Genomic DNA, 11,993 nt, shown 5'->3' on the forward strand with positions numbered 1-11,993 from the left:
CCGAGGTCGCGGCGCGCGTCGCGGCGGCGCGCGCCGTCCAGACTGCGCGCTATGCCGGGCACAAGGCACGGACCAATGCCGAGATCGACGGCGAACTTCTGGAAGCGGTCGCGACTCCCGACGAGGCAGGACGCAAGCTGCTCGCGCAGGCGGCCGAGGCGATGCGGCTGTCGGCGCGCGGCTATACGCGGATTTTGCGCGTGGCGCGGACGATCGCCGATCTCGGGGACGCCGAAACGGTCGGGCGCATCCATATTGCCGAGGCTCTCGGTTATCGGCGCCAGGCACCGAGGAACTGATGGAAGACATTGTCTTCGAGGCGGTGATCATCGAATGGCGCGGGCCGGCGCCGTTTCTTTTCGCCGCAGTTCCCGACGCGCATATCGGCGCGATCCGCTACGCCGCGATGACGGCAAGCTACGGCTGGGGCGCGGTTCCCGTGGTGGTCAGGATAGGCGCCACCGAATTCGCGACGTCGCTCTTTCCGCGCGACGGGGGCTATCTGCTCCCCATCAAGGTTGCGGTCCGGAAATCCGAGCGGATCGGCTTGGGCGACCGTATCGCCGTCCACATGCGGGTTGGCCGGCCCGACGCGCGCTGAGGACCGATTCCTTTGGTAAAGCTTTTCCAACACATTGATGCGATACCGCGCGGATGACTGCGGCGGGCGACATATTGGCAAGGCTCTGCGGGCGGCTTGTGCTCGCGCTGGCTGTGACCCTGCTCGGCCTGTCGAGCCCTCCGGCGAACGCCAGGCCGCTCGACGTCGATCGCGATTTCTGTCACGCCGAAAGCGGCACGGCGCTTCCCGATGACAGCCTCGAGAAGCTGCCTTTTTCCTGCAACGGAACGCCGGCGGGCTATCAAAAGGGAAGCCTTTGGCTGCGTGCCGGCATCGACGATGGCACGCTACGGCGCGACCTTGCGCTGATGGTCCATCATTCGCGGTTCGACCGTCTGGCGGTTGCCTTCTCCTACGCCGACGGCGCAACGCGCTGGCAGCAGGTGCGGGCGGGCGATTATGGATCACGCTGGCGCGCCGGCGGGCAAATCCTGTTCGAGGCGCCCGATCGCGGTACGCCGCTGACCGCAGTCACCATGCGCTTCGACAGGCTTTCGGGCCACCAGTTCGTCCGTGCGCGGATTATCCCGAAGGACGAGGCGGGAATGCAGTCTGCGGGTATGGCGGCGGCGGTCGGCGCGGCGCTGACCCTGCTGCTCGTCAGCAGCATCTACAGCCTGTCGCTCGCCTTCGCCGTGCGCCGCCAGTATCTGGCCTGGCAGGCAGCCTGGTCGGGTACGATGCTCTTGTGGGGCGGCTTCTGGTCGCAAGTGCCTCTTGCGCTCCTGCCCGCAATCGCGGGCACGGTGACAGCGCAGATCTGCACTTTCCTCTCCTGTCTGGCGATCGCTCTTGCGACGGTAAGCGCGGTGACGGCGGTCGATCGCGACACGGTACCCTCCTGGCTCCGGACGACCGTATTGACATTCGGGCTCGGAGTCGGTCTTGCGGGCATTCCGCTTGCGCTCACGCGCGGCGGCAGCCTTGGCGTATTGGCCGACATTCTGGGGCTGGTCGTCATCGCCGATCTGCTCGTGGTTACCGTCTGTCTGGGCTGGGCGTGGCGGCGCGGTTCGGTCGAGGCGCGCGATTTCCTTGCTGCCTGGGGCCTGCCGATGGCCGTGCTGGCCTTCATCAATATCGTCGATGTCGAGGACGGTTTCTGGGGCGGCGGATCGAAACTCGCGGTCCTTGTCGCCGCGACCTGGCAGGCGCTGTGGCTCGCGGCCGCGGCGACGCGACGGCTCGCGCATCTGCGCATCGAGCGGGACCATGCGCGGAGCGCCGAAGCGCGGGCGCAGCAACTCGCGCGGCGCGATCCGCTGACCGGCCTTCCCAATCGCCGCGGTTTTGTCGAAAGCGTGACGCCGCTTCTCGACCGGGCGCGCGCCGACAATCTGCCCGCTGCGCTGCTGCTCGTCGACATCGACCGGTTCAAATCGATCAACGATGTCCATGGCCATGACGCGGGCGATGTGGTGCTGTGCGGAATCGCGCAGCGGATCGAACGGTGGGAAGGGCCGATGTGCACCGTCGCCCGGTTGGGCGGCGAGGAGTTCGGCCTGCTGACGATCGGGATGGAAGGAATTATCCTCAACCGTTTCGCCGAAAGCATCCGGCGCGGAATCGCCGCCTGCGATCATCATGAAACCGTGGGCGACCGGTTGGTCACCGCCAGCGTCGGGGTGGCCGAAGTCCGGCCTGCCTGCGATTTCCAGCAGCTTTACCGGCTTGCCGACGAAGCGCTTTATGATGCCAAGCGCGGCGGCCGCAACAAGGTCGTGGTCCAGCGGCACCGGGACGTGCCCGCGCGTGCGGCGGACCGCGAGGTTGCGGTTTCGAACTGATGGCCGGGCGTGCGCGCGGCGCGGCGGATCAGGCGCCGGCGGCTGCCGGCCTGTTCTCGACAACTTCGAGCGGCGGCAGAGCTTTCGCGGCGCCGTGCCGGCGATGGCTGAGCTTGCCGTCGACCTTGCCGCCATTCTCGATCGTGATGTTTTCGTAGACGACGTCACCGGTGATGCGCGCGGTCGCATGGACGATCAGCGTCTTGGCCTCGATCGATCCGTCGAGCAAGCCTGCGATCTTCGCCGTGTCGGCGACGACTGCGCCCTTGATCTCGCTCGCCTCGCCCTGGACGAGGTTGGCGCATTTCAGGTCGCCCTCGATCTTTCCATCGACGTGCAGGTCGACGCTGGCGGCGACATTGCCGGTAACGACGACATCCGATCCGAGGATCGAAAAGGTGGTGTGGCGCGCGCCGGTCGCCATCTTAGCGGGCACCACGGACGGCAGCGACGGAGCCGACTCGCTGTCGGGCGTCGTCTTTGACTTCGAGAACATCGGCTTTGGCCTCCAGGAAGCGGCGCGGGTTGACCGCGACGCCGTTCAAACGGACTTCGAAATGCAGGTGGCTACCGGTCGAGCGGCCGGTCGAGCCCATCTTGGCGATCTGCTCGCCCGCGGCGACCTGTGCACCGACTTTGGATGTGAAGCCCGACAAGTGGGCGTAGCGGGTCAGGATGCCCTGACCATGATCGACTTCGACGACATTGCCATAACCCGATTTCTGCCCGACGAAGACGACGCGGCCGGGCGCGGCGGCGAGGATCGGACTGCCCATCGGGCCGGGAAAATCGAGCCCCGAGTGCATCGCGCCGGCGCCCGTGAACGGATCGCTGCGATAACCATAGCTCGACGACAGCATCAGCACATTGGCAGGTTGGCCCGAAGGGATGGCCACGAGCGTGCGTTCGAGCACTTCCATGCGGAACAACGCGCTTTCGAGCGCGGCGAACGACTTGCCGAGCGAGCTCGCACGGCCGTTGCGGCTGCGATAGGGAATGAAAGGACCACCCTGCCCGGCTGCGGCATTGCGGACCAGTGCGGCGGGGTTCATCCCGAGCTTGGCGACGGCGCCTTCGGCTTTCGTCGCGCGTTCGTTGACGGCGGCGAGCAGGCGCGTCGCGAAATCTTCCTGCCGTGCTTCGAGCCGGGCAAGGATCTGCGCTTCGGGCGGCAGGTTCGGATCGATCATCGCGCCGTTTGCGCGCATGCTTGTCTTGAGCGGCGCCTTTCCGGCGGCCGGCGCGGCGTCTTCCGCCCCGCTTGCCGGCGTGACTGCCACGGGCTCGACGCCGAAATGGACTTTCGACCATTCCTCGAGCTGTTCCTGCCGGTCTTCGAGATCGGCGGCAGTTTCGGCGACATTGTCCCGATATTTGGCGATTCGCGCTTCGGACGCGGCGGCCGCGGCCTGCTGCTGCGCAACGGCGGCGCGTTCGCCGGAGCTCAGGAACTGGTTGACGAGCACGGCCAGTGTGGCGCCGGCCCAGACGAACAGCACAACCCCGGCGATCAGCGCGACGCGTTTTTGCCAGACGGCACTGACACGCAGGAACCGGACATGGCCGTGCGTGCGAACAAAGATTTCATGGTCCTGAAACAGCGCAGAAACGCGCTGGCGCAAGTTGCGCAGGCCCGTCGTTTTCGAAGACAAGTGGCGACCCCATCTTGTTTGTTATGTGGGACCCTCCGCCCCGATTGAGGCGCGCTTTATCAGGCAGGTCACAGCAGCGCGAATCTTTGAAGGGCGACTCGGGCTGAATCGAAACCATCGCGCGGTGAACGGTGTCAGAGGGGGGAAATGCTGCCATTTTGGCGGGAATCCGCGCCCGAATCGGCTATTTGCGTTGACGGCTTGCTTACCATTTTCCGTTAGGGCTAAGCGGTGATTATCATGGACAAAACTGCTCCTGCCGGCGCCGAAGAGGCGACAGTCGACCGATCCCCGGCCGCGCGCGTCCGTCCGCGTTCAGCGGTCAGTGCGGGGGTCGGGATCGTCGGGCTGGCGGGCCTGGTGAGCTATTTGCTGATCGCGCGGTTCGCACCCGGGATAGCGGGATTTTTCGGCATCGAATGGGGAAGCCGGGGTCCGATGAGCGGGCCCAATTCGGCGATCGCGAGCGTGCTCGCCTGTGGTGTGCCGATGGTTTTGTGGTCGGTGCTGGTCGACAAGGTGCATCGCAATCCGTCGACCGGAATCGACTGGACGCAGCGGCGCCCGTGGCGCGAGACGCTCGACATCAGCCTGACCAAGCTTGCCGGAATGTGGGCGACATGGGGGCTGATCGCGCTGATTTACGCGACGATGCGCTATTATTGGGAGGGCAATTACGCCTTTTCGATGAACCTGCTTGAAACCGTTGCACCTTGGCTGCTGCTCGTTTCCGTTCCCTATATGCTGTGGCTCGACCGCCGGATGGTGGAGCCGCGCGACGGTTGCTGGCAATTCGGACGCTGGCTGATCGCGCCGGGGCAACCGGTCGACGGCCGCGCCATCGGGCATCACCTCCGCGCCTGGGCGGTGAAGGGGTTTTTCACCGCCTTCATGCTGTCGATCGTGCCCGGCAATTTCTCGTCGCTCGTCACCGTGCCGATGAGCGAGGTCACCGCCAATCCCTATATGACCGGCCTCTGGGCGATCAATTTCCTCTATCTGGTCGACGTCCATATCGCGACGGTCGGTTATATCCTGACCTTGAAACCGCTCGACGCGCATATCCGCACCGCCAACCCCTATGGCATGGCGTGGGTCGCCGCGCTCGTCTGCTACCCGCCCTTCATCCTGATGAACGGCGGCCCGCTCGACTATCAGGTGAACGGATCGGACTGGGGATATTGGCTGCAGGGCCACGACGGCCTGCTGATCGCCTGGGGTATCGCGCTCGTCGCGCTGACCGCGGTCTATAGCTGGGCGACGATGGCGTTCGGCATCCGCTTTTCGAACCTCACGCATCGCGGCGTCATCACCCACGGCCCGTACCGCTTCACGCGCCACCCGGCCTATATCTCGAAGAACATGACCTGGTGGATCGGCTCGCTGCCTTTCCTCGTCACCGCAGGCGGCTGGGTCGAGGGCGCGCGCAACGTCATCCTGCTCGGGCTCGTCAGCAGCATCTATTATTGGCGGGCCAAGACCGAGGAGAAGCATCTCCTCGCCGATCCCGCTTATGTCGCTTACTGGAACTGGGCGCAGGACAATGCCTTCGTCCCGCGCCTTTTTACGCGGTTCACCGGGCGCCAGCGGCCGTTGATCCGGCTCGAACCCGACGAACGCGTCGGGCCGGTGGCGTGACCCGCGCGGGACAGGCTCCCGCGCGGGTCGTCATCCTCAGAATTTAAAGCCTGCCTCGACGCCCCAGATGCGGGGTTCGTTGACGTAGCTGGTCAGATTGTTGAAATCGATGCCGCCGGTCGGCGACGCGTCGTTGGTGATGTTGCGGCCGAAGGCCGCGATGTCGAAGCGGTCGGTGCGATAGCCGACGCGCACGCCGCCCTCGATCAGCTTGTCGTCCGAAAATTCGACCGAGCGATAGAGGAAGAACTGCACCTTCGAGCGGTAATACCAGTCTGTGAAGGCATAGATCGCGCCATTGCCGACGGGGATTTCATAGCCTGCGGTCCAGTTGACCGTCCATTTCGGCGACTGCGGCAGCTGGTTGCCGTCAATCGAGAAGATGTTGGGGCTGCCGGGACGCGCCGGATCGAGAACCGTGCACGGCGCCAGCGAGCCGCAACCCGCAACAAAGGCATTGGCGTCGTCGATCTTTGCGACGTTCCACGCCCCCCCGACTGAAAAGGTCAGGCCCTTCGCCGGTGCTGCCTGCAACTCGGCCTCGACGCCATGCCCCTTGGCATCGACATTCAGCAGGCTGGCGGCGTTCGACGTGCCGCCCACCGCGGTGAGCTGAAGATCCTTGGTGTCGAAGAAATAACCGGTCAGGTTGAAGCGGACGCGGTTATCGAGGAAGGCAGTCTTGATCCCTGCTTCGTACGACATCGTCTCTTCCTGATCGGCGGTCGAGATCGTCCGCGAGAAGGTCAGGCGCCCCTGCACCGACGGTGCGCGGTAGCCGCGCGCGACGCGGGCATAGAAAGTCAGCGCATCCGATGCTTCATAAGTAGCGCTGGCGTCCCACGTCAGCAGCTTGCCCTTGACCTTTGCCGCCTGTGGCGGGACCGGCGTGTTCGGGTCCGGCGCGAGAACGAAGTCGGGACGGGTTTCGACCGGACGCGACGCGACGAAATCGCGCGTGTCGTGGTTGTAGCGCGCACCGGCCTGGAATTTCAGGCCATTATCGAACGCGTAATTGACCGAACCGAAGATGCCGTAAGCTTCGCTGTCCTGACGCTGGATCGCGATTGCCGAGGGGGTGGCGTCGGTCGGGCCGGCGAATTCGTAGCTCGAGATGTCGAGCTTCTCGTCGAAATAGAAGGCGCCGAACTGATAGCCGAGCCCGCCGCTGTTGTTCGACGCGATGCGGATTTCCTGCGTGAACTGGTCGAGGCTGGGGACATTGTCCTGGCTCTGCGCCTGGAACTTGATGGGACCGGGTCCCGACACGGGCAGGAAGGATGCGCCGAAACCGCCGTCGATGTCACCGCGGCTGCGGAAATTGCCGTTCCAGTAAGAGGTGATCGAATAGGCGGTCACCGGCCCGAAATCATATTCAAGGTTCAGCCCGGCGTTGTAGGTGTTGAGCTTCTGGAAATTGAGTCCGTCCTGCCAGACCTTGTCGCGCTCGAATTCGGTGCCCGCGCCACCGAGACCGACGAGTTCGTTGCTGCCCGGTACCTGCGTGTTGGCGCGGAAGATGATCGCTGATCCGTCATAGATGCGGACCTGACCGGTCACGCGGCCCGTGAAGGGGCCGTTCTCGTACTGGAGCTGGAGGCGCGCGGCGATGTCGTCATAACCGCCGAGATCGTTCTTTTTCGTGGTCGCGATATTGTCGACCCAGTCGTCGCGGTGCTGGAACAAAGTCGACAGGCGAACCGAGAAGCCGTTGTCGTCGGCGGCGCCCGCCGCGACCTCGACCTGCGATGTGCCATAGCGGCCATAGCTGACGCGCGCATAACCGCCGGTCTTGCCGGGCTTGACGGTGTCGAACTTGACGATGCCCGCCGGCGTGTTGCGGCCGAACAGCGTGCCCTGCGGGCCGCGCAGCACTTCGACGCGGTCGAGGTCGAAGATCGGGAAGCCCTTGAGGATCGGGTTCTCGAGCACGACGTCGTCGTAAACGACGCTGACCGGCTGCGAGGCGTTGAGGTCGAAATCGGTGTTGCCGAGGCCGCGGATATAGAAACGCGGGAAGGTGCGGCCGAACGAGCTTTCGATGTTCAGGCTGGGGACGCGGCCCGCGAGCACGCGGACGTCCGAACCGGTCGAGGTGATCGCATCGAGCGTGTTACCCGACAGCACCGAGACAGCCACCGGCACGTCCTGGAGGCTTTCCTCGCGGCGCTGCGCGGTGACGACGATGTCGCCGAGGCCGCTGTCTTCGGCGACGGGGGCGGTCGAGGCCTCTTGGGCGGCGGCGGGTGCAGCCCATGCCGACGCGGCGAGGGCAACGCTTATAGCGATAGTGGAAGGAAAGTGGCGCATGGGCGAGCTTCCTGAAACAGAGTTGACGATGGGAGAGTGGAAAAACCAAAGGCTCTTTGGCTTTCCGCGCGCGTGCGATCAATCGTCGAAGCGCGCACCGCTGACTTTCGTGTCAGCAGTGTTGCGCAATTGCTGCACTTTCGGGGCGGATCCGGATGGCTGTTTTCGACCCAAACATGGCATTTCTTGTCTCGTCACCGCGGCTCAAGTCCGGGACGACGAAGGGAAAAGCGCGAGACGCCGCTTCCCGCCCCGAAACGGACGAGGCTAGAAGCTCAGTTCCTCGTAGATTTTCGAAAGATCGCCGCCCCATGCGCCTTCATAGCGATCGAGCAGGTCGTGCGCGGGTGACTTGCCGCTCTTGGCGATGCGGCGGAGCGGTTCGAGGAAGCCGACCTCGTTGTCGCCCATCGAATTGACCTCGCCGCGCGCGGCAAGACCTGCAGCCGCTATGTCGAGGACGCGGTGGGCGAGTTCGCCGACGGTGCCGCCGCCGGGGGCCGGGGCGTCGAGGCCTTCGCTGGGGACCGCATCGCGCAGCCTCTGCTGCTCCTCGATGCCCCAGCCCTTGACGAGATCCCATGCCGCGTCGAGTGCGCCTTGGTCGTAGAGCAGGCCGACCCACAGCGCGGGAAGCGCGCAGATGCGGTTCCACGGGCCGCCGTCGGCGCCGCGCATTTCGAGGAAGCTTTTGAGGCGCACTTCGGGGAAGGCGGTCGAGAGATGGTCGTTCCAGTCGGAGAGGCGCGGTTTTTCGCCGGGGAGCGCCGGAAGTTCGCCTTTCAGGAAGTCGCGGAAGCTCTGCCCCGCGGCGTCGATATATTTTCCGTCGCGGAAAACGAAATACATCGGCACGTCGAGCATGTAATCGACATAGCGTTCATAGCCGAAGCCATCCTCGAACACGAAGGGCAGCATGCCGGTGCGCGCGGGGTCGGTGTCGGTCCAGATATGGCTGCGGTACGACATATAGCCGTTGGGCCGCCCTTCGGTGAAGGGCGAGCTGGCGAAAAGCGCGGTCGCGAGCGGTTGGAGCGCAAGGCTCACGCGAAATTTCTGCACCATGTCGGCCTCGCTCGCATAGTCGAGGTTGGTCTGGATCGTGCAGGTGCGCAGCATCATGTCGAGCCCCATGCTGCCGACGCGCGGCATATGGTCGAGCATGATCTTGTAGCGCCCCTTGGGCATGATCGGCAGTTCGGCGCGCGTCTTGTCGGGCCACATGCCGAGCCCGAGGAAGCCGAGGCCGAGTTCGGCGCCGACTTCCTTTACCTGCTTCAGATGCCGGCCGGTTTCGGCGCAGGTCTGGTGGAGGTTTTCGAGCGGCGCGCCGGACAGTTCCAATTGGCCGGCGGGTTCAAGGCTGACCGTACCGTCGCTGCCCGCAAGCGCGATGACCTTGCCGCCCTCGATCACCGGTTCCCAGCCGAAGCGGGTGAGCGCCATCAAGAGATCGTGGATGCCGCCGGGCTCGTCGTAGGAGGGCGCGCGGTGGTCGGCGGTGCGATAGACGAATTTCTCGTGCTCGGTGCCGATGCGCCAGCGGTCCTTCGGCTTTTCGCCCTTGATCATGGGCACCGCGAGCTGGTCGCGGTTTTCGACGATGGGATCGTTGCTGTCCGAGGCGGTGCGCGTGCTCATTTCGCGCATTTAGACGGTTCGGTACAGAATGCAATCGGCTGTTGAACCCGCTCTATTCGATGGGCGCGCGGAGAGAGCCGGTTGTCAATTGATCGTCGCGTCGAAGGTGATCGCCATCGCGGCTCCGGGCGTCAGCGTCGAGGTCGTGGCCGCCATTGTCGTGGCGGTGATCGACGCGCCGAACGGGTCGCTTTCGTCGCTGCCGCTCGCATTGTCATCCTCGACGGTCGCCGCACCGGCGCAGTTCGTGCCGCTGCGCAACGAGCCCGCGACGAAGGTCGCGCTTGCAGGTAACGGATCGGCGACATTGACCGCCGTGGCGGTGCCGCTGCCGTTGTTGGTGACAAGGATGCAGTAGCGTATCGTCGCCCCCGGTATCGTCTTGGGATTGGTCGTGCCGTTCACCGGGTCGCTGACGACGCTGCTGGTCTTGGCGATCGCGAGGTTGGTGGCCGGGCGGCAAAAGAGTATGTCGTGAAGCGCCATGCCCTGCTGCCCCGGATTGGCTGGCGCGAGGCCGTGGCTGCCATATTCGATCGTGATGCCGTCGACCGGCATGTTGAAGGTGACGGTGACGGTGCCTTCGCCGCTGCCGTCGGCCGAAAGCGCGTCGCCATAGGCGCTGTTTCCGATCACATAATTGGCTACGCCGTTGGTGAGCACCGGGTAGACGACCGCGCCGTTATAGGTGCCGGTGACCGTGACCCGGTCGGCGAATTGTCCGGCGCTATAGTCGATGTCGAACAGCCGGAACTGCGCCCCTGGAACCGCCGTGGGAAGCAGGATCGTCGAGGTGACGCTGCCCGCCTGACCGGTGAAGTCGACAAGCTGGAAAATCGAATATTGCGCGGGCGACAACCCGCCGGTCACGACATTCTGCCGCGTCGGCGACTGGCCGCCATAGGTCGCGTTGCTGAGGAAGCTGCCGCCGCTGACCGCGATGTTGACGCTGGTCGCGCCGATCGCCGTCAGCGTCTGGCTGCCGCTGGTCGTGCCCGCGGGCCAGCTGGCCGCGTCCCAGTCGTACAGCGTCGTGCCGACGGGGCAGACGAGGGTCGGCGGCGTTCCCGCGACGCGCGTCCCTGCTACGGTGAAGCTCGCCGTATCACGATCATCCTCGCCCGCGACCCCGTTGCCGGGCGTTGAATCGGTGTCGATGACCGACGATGCAGCGATTTCGGCACTGTTGCTTATGGTGGCGCCCGCCGATGCGTTGACGGTGCCCGTGATCGTCAGCGTCCGCGTCGTGCCGGGAGGGACGCTTCCGACCGTCCAGATCCCCGTGCCGCTGTTGTAGCTGCCGAAACCCGAAGCGCCGGCGAAGGCAAAGCCCGCGGGCAGATTGTCGAGTACGGTGACGCCCGTCGCCGTGGCGGGCGAGGCGCTCGCGTTGGTAACGCTCAATATATAGCTGATGCTCGCGCCGTTCGCCGGGGCGGCGTTGCTGACGCTCTTGGTCAGCGACAGGTCGGCATAATTGGCCGGCCGGCTGGTGAGGTACAGGTCGGCGCGCACGAAATTGCCGTTGTCGGATGACGGAAACTGGTCGCAGATTTCGAGCCGCCAGGTCCCTGCGCTGCTCTGGCCATTGAAGGCGGAGAGCGGCGAATCGGGGCTGAAACTGTTCTGGTACGGCGGCGCGGTCGACGAATGATTGCCGCTCGCGCTGTCGCTATTGACCCTCTGCGCCGCATCGTCGTCGAGGCGGACGTTGAAATTATTCCCGTCGATCGAACCGGTATCGCCGTTGACGAGCTGGACGCGCGTCCCCGCCGGCGATTGCAGCGTGATGCGCAGGTCGCCGCGCCAGCTGTGCGTCGCCAGCACGCCCAGATCGACGTCGCCGACGGTATAGCCGGTGCCGACGGTGAAATTGCGCACCAGCGGCGCGGCGCAGGTCGTCGCGGCGTCGATCGCGCCCGTGGTCGTATTGCTGTAGGTGGTGGTCGTCTGTGCGGTGGCGGGATTGGCGGCCAGCACAAAGGCCAGCCAGACGAGCATCAAACAGGCCCGCACAGACTGCAAACGCCGGCCCCCACGCCAGCAATATCGGCTCTGGTCCCGCCGTTGCATGGAGACGCTTTACGCGGCGCATAGCTAATATCGGGTTAAAATCTGGAGGCGGGCCGCTATTCTGTGCAGTGTCGGGACAATTCGGGCTGCTCAGGCGCCGGCGGACCAGTCGCCGTGCGAGGCCATCCACAGGGTGGTAGCGGCGATCGCGGCGGTTTCGGCGCGCAGGATGCGCGGGCCGAGCGCCATCCGCTGTACCGCCGGGCAGTCGAGCAGCATCGCGCGCTCGCGGTCGGTGAAGCCGCCCTCGGGTCCCGTGAGGATCGCGGC

General features: G+C 65.1%; 9 protein-coding genes and 1 pseudogene. 4 read left to right on the forward strand and 6 right to left on the reverse strand.

From position 1 onward, the window contains the following. The 3 genes and pseudogenes from VN047_RS08885 to VN047_RS08895 all read left to right on the forward strand — a co-directional run. Positions 1-299: pseudogene (locus VN047_RS08885) on the forward strand (ATP-binding protein); the annotation flags it as partial. Further along, the gene (locus VN047_RS08890) at positions 299-601 is read left to right on the forward strand and encodes a DUF1905 domain-containing protein (RefSeq protein ID WP_325541850.1); all 303 of its coding nucleotides are present in this window, start codon (positions 299-301) and stop codon (positions 599-601) included. The pseudogene VN047_RS08885 and the gene VN047_RS08890, both read left to right, overlap by 1 nt. A 53-nt stretch (positions 602-654) precedes the next feature. Next, positions 655-2,409, forward strand: a complete 1,755-nt coding sequence (locus VN047_RS08895; protein ID WP_325541852.1) for a sensor domain-containing diguanylate cyclase — start codon at positions 655-657, stop codon at positions 2,407-2,409. Between the two features lie 28 nt (positions 2,410-2,437). Here VN047_RS08895 and VN047_RS08900 read toward each other — a convergent pair whose 3' ends face one another. Both VN047_RS08900 and VN047_RS08905 read right to left on the reverse strand, forming a co-directional pair. Beyond that, entirely contained in the window at positions 2,438-2,833 is a 396-nt protein-coding gene (locus tag VN047_RS08900; protein WP_325541863.1) for a polymer-forming cytoskeletal protein, read from the reverse strand. Between the two features lies 1 nt (position 2,834). After that, positions 2,835-4,061, reverse strand: coding sequence for a M23 family metallopeptidase (locus VN047_RS08905; RefSeq protein ID WP_325541854.1), 1,227 nt, complete (start codon positions 4,059-4,061; stop codon positions 2,835-2,837). Between the two features lie 240 nt (positions 4,062-4,301). Between VN047_RS08905 and VN047_RS08910 the strand changes: the two genes are divergently transcribed. Then, positions 4,302-5,699 (forward strand): methyltransferase family protein, encoded by a 1,398-nt coding sequence (locus VN047_RS08910; protein ID WP_414712686.1) that lies wholly within the window; start codon positions 4,302-4,304, stop codon positions 5,697-5,699. Between the two features lie 36 nt (positions 5,700-5,735). Here the strand turns inward: VN047_RS08910 and VN047_RS08915 are convergent, their stop codons facing one another. From VN047_RS08915 to VN047_RS08930, 4 genes are all read right to left on the reverse strand, one after another. Continuing rightward, entirely contained in the window at positions 5,736-8,009 is a 2,274-nt protein-coding gene (locus tag VN047_RS08915) for a TonB-dependent receptor (RefSeq protein ID WP_325541858.1), read from the reverse strand. A gap of 267 nt (positions 8,010-8,276) precedes the next feature. Further along, complete coding sequence (locus VN047_RS08920; RefSeq protein ID WP_325541865.1) at positions 8,277-9,650, reverse strand: glutamate--cysteine ligase; 1,374 nt, start codon at positions 9,648-9,650, stop codon at positions 8,277-8,279. An 84-nt stretch (positions 9,651-9,734) separates the two neighbouring features. After that, a complete protein-coding gene (locus VN047_RS08925; RefSeq protein WP_325541860.1) occupies positions 9,735-11,651 on the reverse strand; it encodes a proprotein convertase P-domain-containing protein in 1,917 nt (638 codons plus the stop codon). A 162-nt stretch (positions 11,652-11,813) separates the two neighbouring features. Next, a partial coding sequence (locus tag VN047_RS08930) for an RsmE family RNA methyltransferase (RefSeq protein ID WP_325541861.1) occupies positions 11,814-11,993 on the reverse strand: 180 nt, incomplete at its 5' end.

It is taken from the genome of Sphingopyxis sp., assembly GCF_035565275.1.
Classification (GTDB): domain Bacteria; phylum Pseudomonadota; class Alphaproteobacteria; order Sphingomonadales; family Sphingomonadaceae; genus Sphingopyxis.